The organism is Thermoflexus hugenholtzii JAD2 (assembly GCF_900187885.1).
In the GTDB taxonomy this organism is placed as follows: domain Bacteria; phylum Chloroflexota; class Anaerolineae; order Thermoflexales; family Thermoflexaceae; genus Thermoflexus; species Thermoflexus hugenholtzii.
The window spans coordinates 153,166-170,709 of the sequence record NZ_FYEK01000012.1; the positions used below are offsets into that span (position 1 = coordinate 153,166).

Sequence of the window (17,544 nt, forward strand, 5' to 3'; positions counted from 1 at the left end):
CGATCAGGCCCAAGAGGGCCAGGGCGGAGAGGGTGGGGATCGACAGGGATCGAAGGCCTCGCATCGCGGCACCTCCCGTCGAAGATTCTCCACCCGATATACCCGGGGTGAGGGGCGGGAGGTTGGGGGGAGGGGAGGCGGTGGGAGTCCTATGCGGACGGAGAGTATGAAGACGGAGAGTATGAAAAGGAGGACAGGCCTCTATGTGGCCTGCCCCCGTGTGCGGATCAAGCGGCGATTCAAGAGTTGCTCAGCGTCGTCGGCGGCGGGACCGGGTGTAGAAGGGCAGCAGCAGGCTCATGGCCGTCTGGAGGAGCTGGCGGCGGGCCCGCAGGGCCATCACCTTGGCCTGGCGCACCGGCTCCAAGCGGTTGAGATCCGGCAGGCGCACCGGCCAGTTCTCCACCGGGATCGGCCGGTCCTCCGCCCGCACCCCATAGCGCACCACCGCCCCGGCCCAGGTCAGCCCGGCCCCGAACCCGATGAGCAGGAGGTTATCCCCCTCCCGGATCCGCCCCTGGGCCATGGCCTCGGCGAAGGCGATGGGGATGGAGGCCGCCGAGGTGTTCCCGTAGCGGTCCAGGTTGAGGAACACCTTCTCCATCGGGAAGCCGAGCTCCCGGCAGGCCGCCTCAATGATGCGCTCGTTGGCCTGGTGAGGGATCATCAGGTCGATCTCATCGGGGGCCAGGCCGCTGCGGGCGATGGCCTCGATGGCGACCTTCCCCAGCACCCGGGTGGCGAACTTGAACACCTCCCGGCCGTTCATGCGCAATAGATGGCCCTTGCCCCGGATGGTCTCCTCGGTAATGACGTGATTGGTGGAGATGCCGGGCACGATCAGGTGCTCCGCCCCCGAGCCATCGGATCCGAGAACGAAGGAAAGCACCCCGGTGGGCAGCTCGCTGGCCTGCAGAACCATGGCCCCGGCCCCGTCGCCGAAGAGCACAGCTGTGTTGCGATCGCTCCAATCGATGTTGCGGCTGATGATCTCCGCGCCGATGACCAGGATGTTGCGCATCAGCCCGGCGGCGATGAAGGCGTGGGCCACCGCCATGCCATACATGAAGCCGGTGCATCCGGCGCCCAGGGTGAAGGCTCCGCAACGGGCGTTGATCTTATGCTGAATGATGGATGAGACCGGAGGGATCACATAATCGGGCGTGGAGGTGGCCACGATGATCAGATCAAGATCCTGGGGCAGGACGCCCGCGCGGGCCATCGCCTCCCGCGCCGCGGCCACCGAAAGATCCGACATGGTCTCGCCGGGGCCGGCGATCCGCCGCTCCCGGATCCCGGTGCGGGTGAGGATCCATTCCTCCGTGGTATGCAGCTGCTGGGCCAGCTCGGCGCTGGTCAGTGCCTTCCGGGGGACCGCCATCCCCCATCCGGCGATCCGGCTATACCATGGCATCGCCCCCTCCTTTCGAATTGGGATCCGGATGGGCTTTCCTCACCTGCTTCAGCGAGAGGGCCGAGCGGACCGGCTGCCGTCGGCGATAGGCCCACAGCCCCACCGCGGCCGTTCCCAGGGCCACCCCGAGCCACCAGAGGGGGATGGCCGGGATGGAGGGCCTCGGGCGGGGAGCTTGTTGGGCCTCCGCCATCAGGCGCTCATACAGCGAGGCCACCCAGGTTGGCCGCGGCTCCACCGGCCGCAGGGCATCCGCCAGCCGCTCCGCCAGCTGGAAGAGCGCGCGGTCCCGAGGGGAGAACGCCACCGGAGGGAGCGGATACGCCGCTTCCCCCCGCAACCCCTGTTGCAGACGCGCGGCATGCCGCTCCAGCCACTCTGCGAGATCCGGCATGATGTCCTCCGGGAAGGGATTCAGGGCTCCCGCAGCAGCTCCTTCCGGAGCGCCTCCAGGGTGCGGTGATACAGCACCCGGATCGCCCCCTCGGTCCGCCCCATGATCCGGGCGATCTCGGCGTTGGAAAGTCCCTCGACGAACTTGAGGATCAGCAGCTGCTGGCGATCCGGGGGCAAGCGCCGCAGGGCCCGAAGCAGCCGCTCTCGTTCCTCCTGACGCTCCACCAGGGCTTCCACCCGATCCGGAGCCCGCTCGTGCCCGTTCTCGGAGAGCGGGACCACCGGCCGCCGGCGGCGATCCCGATGCCAGTTGGCCACCAGGTTGTGAGCGATGCGGAAGAGCCATGCGGCGAAGGGCAGCCCTCTTTCCTGGAACCGGGGCAGATGCTGCAGGGCCTGCAGGAAGACCCGGCTGGTGAGATCTTCCGCTTCCTCCGGATCGCCGGTGCGGTAGAAGATGTAGTTGTAAATCGAGCGCACGTGGCGCAGGTAGAGCTCCCCGAAGGCTTCGGGATCCCGTCGGGCCCGCTCCACCAGCCTCCGCTCCTCATCCCGGGATTCCGCGGGAGAGCGCCGAGTGGCCATGGTTCTTTGCGATCGTTCCCAAGCGGATCGGGAGCTGCGCCGTTCGTCCTGCTGCCCCTCCTTTCCGGAACGGCCCAGCTCCTGTGGATTTGTCACATCCAAGCACTCTAAGTATACCCGAAAGCGGGGGGGAGGGGCGCATCTCTGCTCGGAGGACGTGCATGGACGCCGCACGCGTCATCGAGGTCATCCGGCAGGAATCCGTGCTCATCGATCGGGCGGGGCTGGTTTCGCTCTACGGAGCGGTGCTCCGGCTGGCCGGGCTGGGGGTAGGAGGGGTGCTCTACCAGGCCGGACGGCAGGCCGGGATGCAGGGCGCCCGGCTCCTTCAGGAGCGGCTGGGCCTGCAGGGGGAGGATCTGGTAGAGGCAGCCCGCATCGCCTTCGAGGCCGCCCAGTGGGGGGAGGCGCGCTGGCAGCGGGAGGATGCCACCATCCGGGTGGAGGTGACCCATTCTGTCCTCGCCGAGGGGCTCCGGCCCCAGCGAAAGCCGGTCTGTCACCCCCTGGCGGGATACATCGCCGGCTTCCTGGAGGTCGCCCTGGGGCGCCCGGTCCGCGTTCGGGAGATCGCTTGCGCGGCTGTGGAGGGCGAGACCTGTCAGTTTGTGACGGAAGCAGAAGGGTGAGCGCGCTCCGGAGGCGATCGATGTTCTCGGCGGTGCGCCCTGCCACCCGGGCCGATCGGAGCGCCATCCTGCATCTGGTCCGGGAGCATCGGCGGGCTCAAATGGCGCTGGACTGGTGGTCCCTGGAGGAATGGCTGGAAGCCCCGACCGCCTGGGTGGTGGAGCGGATGGGCCGGGTGATCGCCTTCTGGCTGGGCATCCAGGTGGACAGCCCGGTGGCGTGGCTCCGGGTGGCGGCGGTGGCCGACGGCGAGGACGCGCCCCAGCTGTTCCGACAGCTCTGGCCCTCCATGGCCCGGGCCCTGGCGGCCCAGGGGGCCACGGAGGCCGTCGGGGTGGCCTATGGGGAATGGCTGGAGTCGGTCTATCCGGCAGCCGGCTTCACCCGCCGGACAGTGGTGATCACTCTGCGGAAGGATGACTGGCGGATCCCGGAGCTTCCGGCCGTTCCCGTTCGCGTCCGGCGGGCGATGCTGGAGGACATCCCTCGGATCGCGGCGGTGGATCGACAGGCCTTCGAGCCGCTCTGGTGGTATGGTCCCACCATCCTGACCCGCGCCTGGCATCAGGTGCCCTATTTCATCGTGGCGGAGGCGGAGGGGGAGATCATCGGCTACGCCTTCGCCGACCTCTACGGCGTGCACGGACATATCGTCCGCCTGGCGGTCCACCCGGCCCATCAAGGCCGGTCCGTGGGGGCGCGTTTGCTGGCGGAGAGCCTGCGGTATCTGATCGACCTGGGGGCTTATCCCATCACCCTCAACACGCAGATCGAGAACCGGATCTCCCAGGCCCTCTACCGGCGGTTCGGTTTCCACCCCACTGGGCAGGAGGTCTCCATCTGGAGCTGCGCGCTCCGGTGATTCAGAGGGAAGCCCTCGCCGCTTATTCTTCCTTCAGCAGGCCCTTCTGGATCATGTAGCGGACCAGCTGGGCGCGGGTTCGCAGGCCCAGTTTCTCCATCCCGCGAGCCCGGTAGGTCTCCACGGTTTTGACGCTCAGGCCCAGGCGCTCGGCGATCTCCTGGTTGGTGTGCCCGATGGCCACCATGCGGAGCACCTGGCGCTCGCGCTCGCTCAGGCTCTCCCATGGCTCCGGGGTCTCCGGGATCTGCGGGGCGGGGATCAGATCCTCCAGGAGGGCGCGGGTCATGGCGGGATGGATGTAGAGGTCGCCCCGGGCCACCGCGCGGATGGCCGTGATCAGCTCCTCGTCGGTGGCACGTTTGATGATGTAACCGGCGGCGCCCTCGGCCAGGGCCTGCCGCAGGTAGGCTTCGTCCTCGTGCATCGTCAGGATCAACACCCGCGCCTCCGGCGCCTGCCGGCGCAGCAGCGCGAGGGCTTGCAAACCGGGCATGCCCGGCATGGTGAGGTCCAGCAGGATGACATCCGGGCGGAGCGCCTCCGCTTGGCGCAGGGTTTGCCAGCCATCCTCCGCTTCTCCAACAACCTCAATGTCCGGTTGGGCGCTGAGGAGCAGCCGGAGGCCGGCCCGGAACACGGCGTGGTCATCTGCGATCAGCACCCGGATCATGAGTCCTCCAGCGGAACGCGGAGATACACGGTGGTTCCCTGGCCCGGGGCGGACTCGATGGTCAGGGAGCCTCCCACCAGCTGGGCCCGTTCCCGCATCCCGTAGATCCCGAGGCGGTTGCCGGGCTCCTCCCGGAGCACGCGATCGACGTCGAAGCCGCAGCCGTCATCCTCCACGATCACGGAGAGCAGACGGGGGGAGGCCTGGAGGAGGACGCTGATCCGCTGGCAACCGGCGTATTTGGCGGCGTTGGTCAGGGCTTCCTGCACGATGCGGTAGACGGCGGTCTCAATGGTCGGGGGGATGCGGCGGCCATCCAAGCCGATCGCCTGCATCTCCACTTCGATCCCGAAGCGCTCGCGGTAGTCCCGGATGTAGCGCTCCAGGGCTGCCACCAAGCCCAGGTCATCCAGCACCGAGGGCCGCAGCTCAAACGCCAGACGCCGCACGCGGCTCAGCGTCTCATCCACCAGTCGATACATGTCCTGAAGCCGGGAGCGCATGGTCTCGGGGTCGAGGGCTTGCTCGAGGTTCCGAAGCCCTACCCGCAGCGAAGCCAGGGCCTGCCCGGTCTCGTCGTGCAGCTCCCGGGCGATCCGCCGGCGCTCTTCCTCTTGCGCCTCAATGATCCGCTGGATATAGAAGGCCCGCATACGCTCCTGCTGGGCCAGCTCTTCCACCATCGCGTTGAACGCCTGGGCCAGGGCCCCGATCTCATCCTTGGCCCACACGACCGCCCGGGCGGTGAAATCCCGCCGGGCCACCCGCTCGGTCATCGCCACCAGGCCCCGGATGGGACGGACGATCAGGTGGGTGAGGAACAGGGCGATGCCGATGCTGAGGGCGGACACGGCCACGGTGGTCAGCAGCAACCGCACGGTCAGCGCGTCGACAGCGGCGCGCACCCCTGTGTCCCGCAGCCCCAGGCGCAACACCCCCGCCTGTCCCCGGAAGACCGGGACCGCGATGTCCCAGATCACCCCCTCCGGCGTGCGCAGCGGCTGGAGATGGTAGGACGCCCCCGGCGGGAGAGGATGCGCCTCGACCAGCCCCACCGGGAACTCCGGCCCGGTCCCGAACGTGTGAGCCAGGACCTCCCCCTCCGGGGAGAGGGCGAAGGCATAGCGCAGCTCGGGGTTGTGATTCACCGCATCCTGCAGTAGCCGATGAAGTCCCATCAGGTCGTTGATCAGGATCAGATCCGTGCTCCGTGCCGCCAGGTCGCTGGCCATCGCGATCCCCCAGTCCTGGGTGCGGGCGACCAGCACATGGTAGAGGGCATAGCGGACCTGCAGGATAGTGGTGAGGCCGAAGAGCACTGTTCCGCCCAGGACGATGCCCAGGATCTTGGTCCGCACACTGACCCCGCCCGCGATCTCCCAGAACCGCTCCCGTGCCTGATGAAGGAGGTGCCATCGCATCTCCCACTCCCTTCGATTTGCCGATGGCTGTTCCATGAGGCAGGATGATCGCATCCTCAACTGGCCATCTCCATCGCCAGGGCGAGGGCCCCCAGCAACCCGGCCCGTTCCCCCAGCGCCGGGGGCATCACATAAGTCTCCAGGTCCCCCTCCAGGGCCGGCGCCGGGAGATACCGGTTCAGCAGCGCCCGCATCCGCTCCCGGACCCGCGGGAGCAGCCCCGGATGCTGAGCCACACCCCCGCCGAGGAGGATGCGCTGCGGCGTCAGGATGCACAGGATGTTCACCAGGCCCAGGGCCAGATACTCCGCCTCCAGCTCCCACGCGGGATGATCCGGCGGCAGGGCCTCGGGGGGCTGCCCCCAGCGGGCTGCCATCGCCGGCCCGGAGGCCAGGCCCTCCAGGCAATCCCCATGGAACGGACACACCCCGGGGAAGGGATCCCGCTCCCAATCATGGGGGATCCGGATGTGGCCCATCTCCGGATGCCATACCCCGTGGAGCATCCGGCCATGGACGATCGCGCCGCCCCCGATGCCGGTGCCCACCGTAAGATAGACGAAGGTGTGAAGGCCCTGAGCGGCCCCCCAGCGCCCCTCCCCCAGGGCTGCTGCCTGGACGTCAGTGGTCAGGCCGATGGGGATCCCAAAGGCCTCCTGAAAAGGCCACAGGAGGTTCGTCCCGGACCATCCCGGCTTGGGGGTAGTGGGGATTGTGCCGAAGGTGGGCGACGTGGGGTCCAGGTCCAGGGGGCCGAAGGAGCCGATCCCGATGGCCTTCAACGCTCCCGCGAAAGGCCGGAAGAAGGCGATCACCCGGGCCAGGGTTTCGTCTGGAGTGGTGGTGGGGATGCGCAGGATGGCCTCCAGGTGATCCGGCCCGGTGCCCACCGCGCAGAGGAATTTGGTGCCACCGGCCTCCACCGCGCCGTAAAGGGACATCCCGGGGTTCCCTCCGCAGATGGTTTCGGAATCCCGGTTCCGGGCCCTGGGTGCTTCTCAAGGAAAGCGCGGGATGCGGGCGTTTTCGACGGCCTGGCGGAGGCGTCGGAGCGCCGCTTCGGCCCCGTCAGGAGCTTCGAAGATGGAAGCCCCGGCCACCAGGACTGTGGCCCCTGCTTCCACCAGGTCGGAGGCGTTCTCTGGCCCCACCCCGCCGTCGACCTCCAGCTCGATGGGTCGGTCGAGGGCGTCGATCATCCGCCGGGCCCGGCGCACCTTCTCCCGCATCCGTTCGATGAACGCCTGGCCGCCGAACCCGGGGTTCACGGTCATGATCAGCACCTGATCCACGTCCGGCAGGATCTCCTCCAAGACGCTCAGGGGAGTGGCCGGGTTCAGGGCCACGCCGGCCCGCAGCCCCAGTCCCCGGATCCCCTGGATCACCCGGTGCAGGTGGGGGCAGGCCTCCACGTGGACGATCAGGCGGTCGGCGCCGGCCCGGGCGAAGGCCTCGAGATACCGCTCCGGGGCCTCGATCATCAAGTGGACGTCGAGGGGCAACGAGGTGATCCGCCGCAGGGCCGCCACGATGGGCATCCCGAAGGTCAGGTTGGGCACGAAATGGCCGTCCATCACATCGACGTGGATCCAATCGGCTCCCGCCCGGGCCACCGCCTCGACCTCCCGGGCCAGGCAGCGGAGATCGGCGGAGAGGATGGAGGGTGCGATCTTCACCTCCCTCATGCCTGGGCCTCCTGGAGCATGGGACGCACGATCCGCGGACGCCGGCCGGCGACTTCAGCCCGGAGCTGACCGCATCCGGCCGCCACATCGATCCCCCGCCGCACCCGGACGGTGCAGGGGATCCCCGCCTTCTCCAGGATACGACGGAAGGCTTCCACCCGTTCGGGCGGGGAGGCCTCCCCGGGGAAGTCCGGGGTGGGGTTCAGGGGGATCAGGTTCACGTGGGCCAGCATCCCCCGGATGCGTTCGACCAGGGCATAGGCCTGCTCCGGCGTGTCGTTGACCCCCCGGATCATCACCCACTCGAAGGTCACCCGCCGCCGGGTCTGCTCGATGTAATCCCGCACGGCTGCCATCAGGGCATTTAGAGGATAAACCCGGTTGATCGGGACCAGCCGGTCGCGCAGCTCGTCCGTGGCGGCGTGCAGGGAGATCGCGAGGTTGATCTGCCAGCCCTCCCGGGCGAACCGCCGAATGCCCGGGACGATCCCCACGGTGGAGACGGTGATGCGACGCTGGCCCAGGCCCATGCCTTCCGGATGGATGAGCAAGCGCAGGGCTTTGGCGGTGTGCGCGTAGTTGGCGAAGGGCTCGCCCATCCCCATGAACACCACGTGGGTCAGCCGCTCGCCATGGGCGGACAGCCAGCGGGCCACGTGGAGGACCTGCTCCACGATCTCCCCGGGGGTGAGGTTGCGCAGCAGGCCCATCTGGCCGGTGGCGCAGAAGGGGCAGCCCATGGCGCACCCGGCCTGGGTGGAGACGCAGGCCGTGCGCCGATCAGTGTATTCCATCAAGACCGCCTCCACGTTCGCCCCATCCGGCAAGGCGAACAGCCACTTGCGGGTCCATCCATCCCGGGAGACCCGCTCCGCGACGGGCCGGAGGGCCGAGAGCGTGAAAGCCTCCCTCAGGCGCTCCCGCAGCGCCTTCGGCAGGTCCGTCATGGCCTCAAAGTCCGTCGCCCCGCGCCGGTAAACCCAGTGCCAAATCTGGCGTGCCCGATAGGAGGGCTCGCCCCACGCGGCCAGCGTTTCCTCCAGCTCTTCCAGGGAAAGATCCAGCAAGAACCGCATCCGCCTCCACCTGTGTGATATCCTTCTCGCTTCATCCTACCCAGGAGGGCTCTAAAGGGGCAAATTTGCTTCGCATGGAAGGGTCTATCCATAAACGCACGAATGGGAGCGGGAAACTGGAAACGATTGCGAAGAGGGCGGCTGCACACGCTGCGAGTCCTCTTCGATGATGGGACGGAACCGGCGATCGACTCCCGCCCGGTCCTGGGGGTCCTCTGCATGGTCCCTTACAGGACGAGGCGCGGTTCCGCCATGTGGCGATCGACCCGGAGGCCCATACCCGGGTCTGGCCGAATGGGGCCGACTGGCGCTCTGGGGGCCTGAAGCCACGGGCATTGCGGTGGGCCGCCTCGTGGACACGGGCGCGCGGAGCCGGCCTCAGGGGCCAGGGCCTGTTCCGCATGCGCCTCGCCTTTCCCCCCGAGTCCCCACGACCCGCTCGTTTCCGGCCTTCCCGGATTTGAGTTAAACTATCTTCAAAGCGTGGAGCCTGAGCGCGGAGAGGTGAGCGATGACAAAGGACGCGCGGCTGAAGGCGCTGGAGACGGCGGTGCTGACGCTGACCAAGCGGTTCGGGGAAGGGACGATCATGCGCCTGGGGGAGGCCGCCCAGCAGCCGGTGGAGGTCATCCCCACCGGATCCCTGGCCCTGGATCTCGCCCTGGGGGTCGGCGGGATCCCCCGCGGGCGGATCACGGAGATCTACGGCCCGGAGGCCTCCGGGAAGACCACCCTCTGCCTTCATGTGATCGCGGAGGCCCAGAAGCGAGGGGGGATCGCGGCCTTCATCGACATGGAGCACGCCTTGGACCCTCAATACGCCCAACGGTGCGGCGTGGACGTGGACAACCTCTACATTGCCCAGCCGGACACCGGGGAGCAGGCCCTGGAGATCGCGGAGACGTTGATTCGCAGCGGAGCGGTGGACGTCGTGGTGGTGGACTCGGTGGCCGCGCTGGTGCCGCGGGCGGAGATCGAGGGGGAGATGGGCGACGCCCACGTGGGGCTTCAGGCCCGCTTGATGAGCCAGGCCCTGCGCAAGCTCGCCGGGGCCATCCGCCAGTCCAACACCGCCATGCTCTTCACCAACCAGCTCCGAATGAAGATCGGCACCATGTTCGGCAACCCGGAGACCACCACGGGCGGCATGGCTCTGAAGTTCTATGCCTCCGTCCGCCTGGAGATCCGCCGCCTGCAGAACCTCAAGGCCGGCGGAGAGATCATCGGGAGCCGGGTTCGAGTCCGGGTGACCAAGAACAAGGTGGCCCCACCCTTCCGGGAGGCCGAGTTCGACATCCTCTACAATGAGGGGATCAGCAAAGCGGGGGATATCCTGGATCTGGCGACTGAGCTCGGGCTGATCACCAAGCGGGGCACCTTCTTCATGTATGGGGACACCCGCCTGGGCCAGGGGCGGGAGAACGCCCGGGAGTTCCTGAAGGCCCACCCTGAGCTCATGGAGGAGCTGGAGCAACGGATCCGGGAGAACGCCGCTCGCGCCGCCTCTCTGAAGCGCCTGGGGGTGAGCGCGGAGGCGCCCGAGGAGGCGGCGCCGATCCCGGAGCTGGAGTGAGCGGCCTCCCGCTCCCCCCTTCCCATGGGCGGTCGGATCACGCGGCTTCGGGCTTTAAAGAGCGGCCGGGTGGCGGTGTATCTGGACGGCCGCCGGGCCTTCGTCCTGACGGCCCTGGAGGCCGTGCGGCTGCGGCCGGGCCAGGTGCTCTCCGACGAGGAGATCGCTCAGCTGCAGGAGCGGGATCGTCTCGAACAGGCCCACGAAGCCGCCCTCCGGTTCCTGAGCTACCGCCCGCGGAGCGAACGGGAGATCGGTGATTATCTCCGCCAGAAAGGATTTGACGCCGCCACGGTGGAGGCGGAACTCGAGCGGCTCCGTCGGGCCGGGCTGGTGGATGATTACGCCTTCGCCCGGTTCTGGGTGGAGAACCGAACCGCCTTCCGGCCACGGGGTCGGCGAGCCTTGCAGGCGGAGCTCCGACGCAAGGGCGTCTCCCCCGACGTCATCCGGGAGGTTCTCCGAGAGAGCGCCCCGGATGAACGGTCGCTGGCCCTGCGACTGGCCCGGGAGCGAGCCCGACGTCTGCAAGGCCTGGACCCCCGGACCCTCCGGCGGCGGCTGGCCGGCTACCTGAGCCGTCGGGGGTTCGACGGGGAACTGGTGATGGAAGTCCTTCGCACTCTGGATATCGAAAGCGAGGAAGAAGCGCCGGAAGGGTAGGCGGGAACCCCCGTCGCCCGCCGGATTCGGACAGGGGGAACATCCCCCTCTCGTTAGATCCTTCCCATCACAGGATCGACCATGGAGCAAATCATCTGGATCCCGCTCGCCGTGATCGGGTTGATCGGCGGCGGTGCGCTGGGATGGTTCCTGGGGAAGCAACAGGTTCGGGGACAGCTCCGCAAGGAGATCGAGGTCGCTCAACAGGAAGCGCAGCGTCTGGTAGAGGAGGCCAAACAGCAGGCCGCTCAGCTCCTGCTTCAGGCAAAGGACGAGTCTCTGCGCTTGCGGGAGGCCACCGAGGCTGAGCTTCGCAAGTGGCGGGCCGATCTCCGCAAGGAAGAGGAGCGGCTGCGCCACCGGCGGGAGGAGCTCGACCGCCGGGCCGAGCGCCTGGAGAAGCAGGAGCGTCGCCTGAACGAGCGACAGGCGGAGCTGGAACGGCAGGCCGCGCAGCTGCAGGCCGCCGTCGCCCGGCTGGAGGAGGAACGCCGGGCGGCCCTGGAGCAGGTCGCCGGGATGACCGCCGAGCAGGCCCGTCAGGTCCTGCTGGAGATGATCGAGAAGGAAGCCCGGGAGGACATGGCCCGCCTCTACCGGCAGATTGAGGCCGAGGCCCGGCTCCAGGCCGAGGAACGCGCCCGGGAGATCATCGCCACGGCCATCCAGCGCATCGCCAGCGAACAGGTCGCTGAGCTGACCGTCTCGGTGGTGCCCCTGCCCAACGACGAGATGAAGGGGCGCATCATCGGGCGGAACGGTCGCAACATCCGGGCTCTGGAGAAGATCACCGGAGTTGAGATCATCGTGGATGACACCCCCGAGGCCATCACCCTCTCCTCCCATGATCCGGTGCGCCGGGAGGTCGCCCGCATCGCCCTCACCCGCCTCATCCAGGATGGGCGGATCCACCCGGCGCGGATCGAGAAGGTGGTGGCCGAGGCCCGCGAGGAGGTGGAGCGGATCATCTGGGAGGAGGGGCAGCAGGCCGCCGCCGCCGCCGGCGTCACCGGCCTGCATCCCGAGCTGATCCGCCTCCTCGGGCGCCTGAAGTTCCGCACCAGCTACGGCCAGAACCAGCTGCACCACGCGGTGGAGGTGGCCTGGCTGGCCGGCATGATCGCCGCCGAGCTGGGGGCGGACGTGCGGATCGCCCGCATGGGCGGGCTGCTGCACGACATCGGCAAGGCGGTGGATCACCAGGTGGAGGGCACCCACGCCCTGATCGGGGCGGAGCTGGCCCGCCGCTACGGCGTGCCCCCTAAGGTGGTCAACTGCATCGCCAGCCATCACCACGAGGTGCCCCAGGAGTGCATCGAGGCGGTGATCGTGGAGGCCGCCGACGCCATCTCCGGCGCCCGGCCCGGCGCCCGCCGGGAGACCCTCGAGATGTATCTCAAGCGGATCCAGGAGCTGGAGAACCTGGCCCGCTCCTACCCGGGCGTCGCCGAATGCTACGCCATCCAGGCCGGGCGGGAGATCCGCATCATCGTCAAGCCGGAGGAGGTGGACGACCTGGCCATCATCCGGATGTCCCGGGAGATCGCCCGCAAGATCGAGGAGACCATGCAATACCCGGGCCAGATCAAGGTCACCGTGATCCGGGAGACCCGGGCGGTGGAGATCGCCCGCTGAGCCCGGGCCGCGCCGGAGGGATCTTCCAGGATCTGCCGCGCTCTGGATCTCAGCCGGAAAGGAGTGTGCGCGTATGGCCAAGAAACGACGGGTTCGCACAACCCCTGTGGCCCCGCGGGGCGCCCCGGCGCCCGCGCCCGTGCGAGAGGCCGTGCCCTCGCCGGCGGCTCCCCCGCCGTCCCGCCGGCCGACCTCCAGCCTATCCAATTACGACTACAGCTACGTGCGGCGGGATCTGCGCCGCATCGGCGTCCTGGCCGGGGTGCTCCTCGGCGCCCAGATCGTCCTCGCCTTCCTTCTGCCTCATCTGTTGAGGTGAGCGCCATGGCCCGACGCGCTCCTGCTCCCCCTGTGCCGTCCCGGAGCCGCCGGCGCCCTCGCCCGGTGCGCCGGGACGGCTTCCTCAAAACGAGCCTGGACAACGGCCTCACCGTGGTGCTGAAGGAGCAGCATCACGCGCCGGTGGTGACCTTCTGGATCTGGTATCGGGTGGGCAGCCGGGATGAGCCCACCGGTCTCACCGGCATCTCCCACTGGGTGGAGCACATGCTCTTCAAGGGCACCCCCACTTACCCCAAGGGAACCCTGGATCGCCTGATCTCCCGGGAGGGTGGGGCCTGGAACGGGATGACCTGGCTGGATTTCACCACCTATTTTGAGACGCTGCCCTCAGACCGCTGGACCATCGCCCCGGAGATCGAAGCGGATCGGATGACGAAGGCCCTGTTCCATCCCAAAGAGGTGGAGGCCGAGCGCACCGTCATCCTCTCCGAGCGCCACGGCTACGAGAACAACCCCCTTTTCCTGCTCAGCGAGCAGGTCCAGGCGCTGGCCTTCCAGGCCCATCCCTACGGCCACGAGGTCATCGGATGGCCGGGAGACCTGCAGACCATAACCCGGGAGGACCTCTACCGCCATTACCGGACTTACTACGCGCCCAACAACGCGGTGGTCGTGGCCGTGGGGGATTTCCGCATCCCCGAGGCGCTGCGCGTCATCGAACGCGCCTTCGGGCGCATCCGTCCCGTCCCCGAGATCCCTCGGCTGCGGGTCCAGGAGCCGCCTCCCCGCGGGGAGCGTCGGACGGTCCTGGAGGGAGAGGGGAACACAGCCTATCTGGAGATCGCCTATCTCATCCCCGAGGCCACCCACCCGGATTTCCTGCCCCTGGTGGTTCTGAACGCGGTGTTCACGGGAACCGGATCCCTGAGCTTCAGCGGGGGGACTTCCAACAAGACCTCCCGGCTTTACCGGGCTCTGGTGGAGCGCGGGATCGCGGCCGACATCGAGGGCTCCTTGATCCCAACGGTGGAGCCCTTCCTGTATCGTCTGATCGCCACCCTCCAGCCCGGGCGTCATCCCCAGGAGGCCGAGGCCGTGATCGATGCGGAGATCGACCGGCTCCAGACGGAACCCCTCCGCCCGGAGGAGTTCGAGAAGGCACTGAAACAGGCCCGCGCCGATTTCGCCTATAGCAGCGAGTCGGTCACCAACCAGGGTTTTTGGTATGGCTGGAGCGAGATCTTCGCGGATTACACCTGGTTCGAGGGTTATCTGGATCGTCTCAAACAGGTGACCCCCGAGGATGTTCAGCGCGTCGCCCGCATCTATCTGGTCCGCTCCCGGCGGACGGTCGGATGGTATCTGCCGACCCGCCGGGCTGCGTCATGATGCCGACGCGGAGGGAGCGCGATGATCGTGATCCTCGGCCTGGGCCCCGGAGATCCCCGCTACTGGACCCGCGAGGCGCTGGAGGTGCTCCAGGGGATCCGGGAGATCTATGTGCGGACCCGCCGGCATCCGGCGGTGACCGCCTTGCCCCCGCATCTCATCGTCCACGATTTCGACGCGGTCTATGCGGAGGCGGAGACCCTGGAGGCGGTCTACGAGCGGATCGCCCGGACCATCGTCGAGTTGGGCCGGCGGCCGGAGGGGGTTTGCTACGCCGTGCCGGGTTCCCCCTTCGTTGGGGAGGCCACGGTGGCCCGGATCCGGGCGCTGGCCACCGAAGCCGGCCTCCTCGTTCGCATCGTCCACGGCCTCAGCTTCATCGAGGTGGCCCTGGAGCTCCTTGGGCTGGACGCGCTGGACGGCTTGCAGATCGCGGATGCCTTTGAGCTGGCCGAGCGCTACCATCCCCCCCTGAACCCTGACCGTCCCGCCCTCATCGCCCAGCTGGACAGCCGGACGGTGGCGGCGGATGTGAAGCTGACCCTGATGAACCAGTATCCCCCGGATCATCCGGTCACCCTCCTGGACGCGGCTGGGCTGCCGGAAGCCCGGGTTCTTACCTTCCCGCTTTATGCCCTGGACCATCGTTCGGATTTCACGCCCCTGACGGCGCTCTATGTGCCGCCCCTGGCCCGACCCGGGGCCTTTGAGACGTTCCAGGACACCATCGCCCATCTGCGCTCCCCGGAGGGTTGCCCCTGGGACCGGGAGCAAACCCATCAGAGCCTGCGCGCCAACCTGCTGGAGGAGGCCTACGAGGTCCTGGAGGCCCTGGACGCCGATGACCCGGCCCGCCTGAAGGAGGAGCTGGGGGATCTGCTCCTCCAGGTGGTCTTCCACAGCCAGATCGCCGTGGAGAGCGGGGAGTTCTCCATGGCCGAGGTCATCGCCCACGTCAACGAGAAGATCCGCCGCCGGCATCCCCATGTGTTCGGAGACGTGAAAGTCAGCGGCGTCCGCCAGGTCCTGGAGAACTGGGAGCAGATCAAGCAGCGGGAGAAGGCGGGGCGGGGAGCGGAGACTTCCGCCCTGGATGGGGTACCGAAGGGCCTGCCGGCCCTGGCCCAGGCGGCCGCCTACGGGGAGCGGGCCGCTCGCCTGAAGTTCGACTGGTCCGACGCGGAAGGGGTGCTGGAGAAAATCGGAGAGGAGCTTCGGGAGATCGCCAGCGCGGCGGACTCTGCGCGTCGCGCGGAGGAGTTCGGGGACCTGCTCTTCACCCTGGCTCAGCTCGCCCGCCACTGGGGGATCGATCCGGAGGCAGCCCTCCGGGAGGCCAACGCCCGCTTCGCCCGCCGATTCCGCCGCATGGAAGCGCTGGCTGCTGCGGCCGGCCGTCGCCTCCAGGATCTCTCCCCTGAGGAGATGGATGCGTTGTGGAATCAGGCGAAGGCGGAGGAAGCTCCAGCTGTGCGCGCCTGGCCTGAAGGGGGAGACAAGGCTCCGTAACGATCGGCGTCCGTCCATGCCCGCGCGATGGGTTACCGTCTATAACGCCGAAGGTCGTCCCCTGGCCCGGCTGCGGCTATGCCGCTCCCTGGCGTGTCGCGGGCGCGGGCTGATGTTCCGACGCGCTCTGGATGAGGAGGATGGGCTGTTCTTTGTGTTCCCCCGCGCCGGACGCTGGGAGACCGCCATCCATATGTTTTTCGTCTTCTTCCCGATCGCAGCGATCTGGCTGGATGAAGAGGGGCGCATCGTCCATGCCGTCGAGGCCCGTCCCTTCCGGGTGTATCTCCCTCCGCGCCCAGCCCGCTATCTGATCGAAGGATCGATCCGTCTGCTCCGGGAGGCCCATGTGGGGGAGGTGTGGACATGGCGCGAGGACAATGGGGCATCGTAGCGGGGCTGATCCTGGCGCTGACGCTGCGCTGGATCCAGCCGGCCTTCGCCCAGGAGCCCGTCCGCTACACGGTCCAGCCCGGGGATACGCTTACTCGCATTGCGGCGCGCTTCGGCACCACGGTGGAAGCCCTGGCGGAGGCCAACCATCTGGTCAATCCCAACCTGATCTATGTGGGCCAGGTCCTGCTCATCCCGGCCTCCACCGCCTCCTCCTCGCCCTCCGGTCGGGTTCATGCGGTGCAACCCGGGGAAACCCTTTACCGCATCGCCCTGCGTTACGGCACCACGGTGGAACGGCTGATGGCCTTGAACGGCCTTCGCAACCCCCACCGGATCTTCGTCGGGCAGCTCCTCCGGATCCCCGAGGAGGCCCCTGGGACGCCGGCCGCCTGGCCGACACCCTTCCAAGATGTCCAGATCGGCCCGGCTCCGGCGGTGCAGGGACGGGTCTTTCCGGTGCGGGTGCGCCTTTCCCAGCCGGCTGCCCTGGAGGCGCGCTTCCTGGGCATCGCCTTTCCGCTGGCTCCCACCCCGGAGGGCGGGGAGGGCTTGATCGCGGTGCCCGCCATGCAGGCCCCAGGGGTCTATTCCCTGGGGGTGACCGCCCGCACTCCGGACGGCCGGACGGTGCAGGTGAGCCTTCCGGTTCAGGTGGTGGCTGGTCCCTATGGTCGAGAGGCCATCCGCCTGCCGCCCGATCGCCAGGGTCTGCTGGACCCCGAGCTGCTCCGTGCGGAGCGGGAGAAGGTGCTGGCGGCCTGCACGCCCTTTGAACCGGAACGGCGCTGGCAGGGACCCTTCCGGTATCCGGTGGCCCGGCCGGAGGTGACCTCCGAGTTCGGCACCCGTCGCTCGTATAATGGGGGTCCTTACTCCAGCTATCACGAGGGGCTGGACCTGCGAGGGAGCGCTGGAACGCCGGTTTATGCCCCGGCGGACGGCCTGGTGGCCCTGGCAGAGGCGTTGGTGGTGCGGGGCAACGCGGTGATCCTGCGCCACGGATGGGGCGTATGCAGTGGCTACTGGCATCTCCAGGCTGTAGCGGTGCGGGAGGGTCAGACGGTGAAGGCAGGGGATCTCCTGGGCTATGTGGGGAACACCGGCCTCTCCACCGGGGCCCACCTCCACTGGGAGATCCGGGTGCGGGGGATCCCGGTTGACCCCCGACAGTGGGTGGAGGGACCTCTGCCGTAGCGTGGTAGGAGGGGTGAGATCAGGACGATGGCCCCAGGGGTTTGCCCTCCGAAAGGGACCAGAGGGTGGGGGGGACGAGCATCCCCTGCCGCCCGATGAGGAGCCCGACCCGCGCCCGCTGCGCCGCCTCCAGGGCCCGATGATCCAGGGCCCGTCCGAAC

At 68.4% G+C, this 17,544-nt stretch carries 18 protein-coding genes; 10 read left to right on the forward strand and 8 right to left on the reverse strand.

What is annotated here, in order from left to right; genetic code table 11:
• Nucleotides 1–250: 250 nt before the first annotated feature.
• The 3 genes from CFB18_RS03900 to CFB18_RS03910 are packed head-to-tail and all read right to left on the reverse strand — an operon-like array spanning nucleotide 251 to nucleotide 2,344.
• Nucleotides 251–1,414: a beta-ketoacyl-ACP synthase III gene (locus CFB18_RS03900; RefSeq protein ID WP_088570497.1), complete on the reverse strand. Its 1,164-nt coding sequence runs from the start codon at nucleotides 1,412–1,414 to the stop codon at nucleotides 251–253.
• Nucleotides 1,401–1,808 carry a hypothetical protein gene (locus CFB18_RS03905; RefSeq protein ID WP_088570498.1) on the reverse strand — a complete coding sequence of 136 codons (408 nt, stop codon included), beginning with the start codon at nucleotides 1,806–1,808 and terminating at the stop codon, nucleotides 1,401–1,403. The genes CFB18_RS03900 and CFB18_RS03905 overlap by 14 nt, the downstream gene beginning before the upstream one ends.
• 20 nt (nucleotides 1,809–1,828) lie before the next feature.
• A complete protein-coding gene (locus tag CFB18_RS03910; RefSeq protein ID WP_159461561.1) occupies nucleotides 1,829–2,344 on the reverse strand; it encodes a sigma-70 family RNA polymerase sigma factor in 516 nt (171 codons plus the stop codon).
• Between the two features lie 212 nt (nucleotides 2,345–2,556).
• Between CFB18_RS03910 and CFB18_RS03915 the strand changes: the two genes are divergently transcribed.
• Entirely contained in the window at nucleotides 2,557–3,024 is a 468-nt protein-coding gene (locus CFB18_RS03915; protein ID WP_088570500.1) for a V4R domain-containing protein, read from the forward strand.
• Between the two features lie 20 nt (nucleotides 3,025–3,044).
• Nucleotides 3,045–3,887: a GNAT family N-acetyltransferase gene (locus CFB18_RS03920; RefSeq protein WP_088570501.1), complete on the forward strand. Its 843-nt coding sequence runs from the start codon at nucleotides 3,045–3,047 to the stop codon at nucleotides 3,885–3,887.
• Nucleotides 3,888–3,909: 22 nt separating this feature from the next.
• Here CFB18_RS03920 and CFB18_RS03925 read toward each other — a convergent pair whose 3' ends face one another.
• Genes CFB18_RS03925 through rlmN form a run of 5 tightly spaced genes read right to left on the reverse strand, consistent with a single transcriptional unit; the run spans nucleotide 3,910 to nucleotide 8,742 of the window.
• A complete protein-coding gene (locus tag CFB18_RS03925; RefSeq protein ID WP_088570502.1) occupies nucleotides 3,910–4,560 on the reverse strand; it encodes a response regulator transcription factor in 651 nt (216 codons plus the stop codon).
• Nucleotides 4,557–5,981, reverse strand: a complete 1,425-nt coding sequence (locus CFB18_RS03930) for a sensor histidine kinase (protein ID WP_088570503.1) — start codon at nucleotides 5,979–5,981, stop codon at nucleotides 4,557–4,559. The genes CFB18_RS03925 and CFB18_RS03930 overlap by 4 nt, the downstream gene beginning before the upstream one ends.
• 56 nt (nucleotides 5,982–6,037) lie before the next feature.
• Nucleotides 6,038–6,922 (reverse strand): ROK family protein, encoded by an 885-nt coding sequence (locus CFB18_RS03935; RefSeq protein ID WP_088570504.1) that lies wholly within the window; start codon nucleotides 6,920–6,922, stop codon nucleotides 6,038–6,040.
• 57 nt (nucleotides 6,923–6,979) lie between these two features.
• A complete protein-coding gene (rpe, locus tag CFB18_RS03940) occupies nucleotides 6,980–7,666 on the reverse strand; it encodes a ribulose-phosphate 3-epimerase (protein WP_088570505.1) in 687 nt (228 codons plus the stop codon).
• Nucleotides 7,663–8,742 carry a dual-specificity RNA methyltransferase RlmN gene (gene rlmN / locus CFB18_RS03945; RefSeq protein WP_088570506.1) on the reverse strand — a complete coding sequence of 360 codons (1,080 nt, stop codon included), beginning with the start codon at nucleotides 8,740–8,742 and terminating at the stop codon, nucleotides 7,663–7,665. Before rlmN ends, rpe begins: the two co-directional genes overlap by 4 nt.
• A 511-nt stretch (nucleotides 8,743–9,253) precedes the next feature.
• On the opposite strand from rlmN, the gene recA reads away from it, so the two are divergent.
• From recA to CFB18_RS03985, 8 genes are all read left to right on the forward strand, one after another.
• Complete coding sequence (gene recA, locus CFB18_RS03950; protein WP_088570507.1) at nucleotides 9,254–10,315, forward strand: recombinase RecA; 1,062 nt, start codon at nucleotides 9,254–9,256, stop codon at nucleotides 10,313–10,315.
• A 69-nt stretch (nucleotides 10,316–10,384) separates the two neighbouring features.
• Nucleotides 10,385–10,978 carry a regulatory protein RecX gene (locus CFB18_RS03955; RefSeq protein WP_143597506.1) on the forward strand — a complete coding sequence of 198 codons (594 nt, stop codon included), beginning with the start codon at nucleotides 10,385–10,387 and terminating at the stop codon, nucleotides 10,976–10,978.
• Between the two features lie 81 nt (nucleotides 10,979–11,059).
• Nucleotides 11,060–12,613, forward strand: a complete 1,554-nt coding sequence (rny, locus tag CFB18_RS03960; protein ID WP_088570509.1) for a ribonuclease Y — start codon at nucleotides 11,060–11,062, stop codon at nucleotides 12,611–12,613.
• Nucleotides 12,614–12,686: 73 nt separating this feature from the next.
• Nucleotides 12,687–12,932 (forward strand): hypothetical protein, encoded by a 246-nt coding sequence (locus tag CFB18_RS03965; protein ID WP_088570510.1) that lies wholly within the window; start codon nucleotides 12,687–12,689, stop codon nucleotides 12,930–12,932.
• Between the two features lie 5 nt (nucleotides 12,933–12,937).
• On the forward strand, nucleotides 12,938–14,284 hold the full coding sequence (locus CFB18_RS03970) for a M16 family metallopeptidase (RefSeq protein WP_088570511.1): 1,347 nt from the start codon (nucleotides 12,938–12,940) through the stop codon (nucleotides 14,282–14,284).
• A 21-nt stretch (nucleotides 14,285–14,305) separates the two neighbouring features.
• The gene (gene mazG / locus CFB18_RS03975; protein WP_088570512.1) at nucleotides 14,306–15,793 is read left to right on the forward strand and encodes a nucleoside triphosphate pyrophosphohydrolase; all 1,488 of its coding nucleotides are present in this window, start codon (nucleotides 14,306–14,308) and stop codon (nucleotides 15,791–15,793) included.
• Between the two features lie 16 nt (nucleotides 15,794–15,809).
• Entirely contained in the window at nucleotides 15,810–16,187 is a 378-nt protein-coding gene (locus tag CFB18_RS03980; protein ID WP_159461562.1) for a DUF192 domain-containing protein, read from the forward strand.
• Nucleotides 16,160–17,383, forward strand: a complete 1,224-nt coding sequence (locus CFB18_RS03985) for a LysM peptidoglycan-binding domain-containing M23 family metallopeptidase (RefSeq protein WP_088570514.1) — start codon at nucleotides 16,160–16,162, stop codon at nucleotides 17,381–17,383. The genes CFB18_RS03980 and CFB18_RS03985 overlap by 28 nt, the downstream gene beginning before the upstream one ends.
• Nucleotides 17,384–17,544 lie beyond the last annotated feature (161 nt).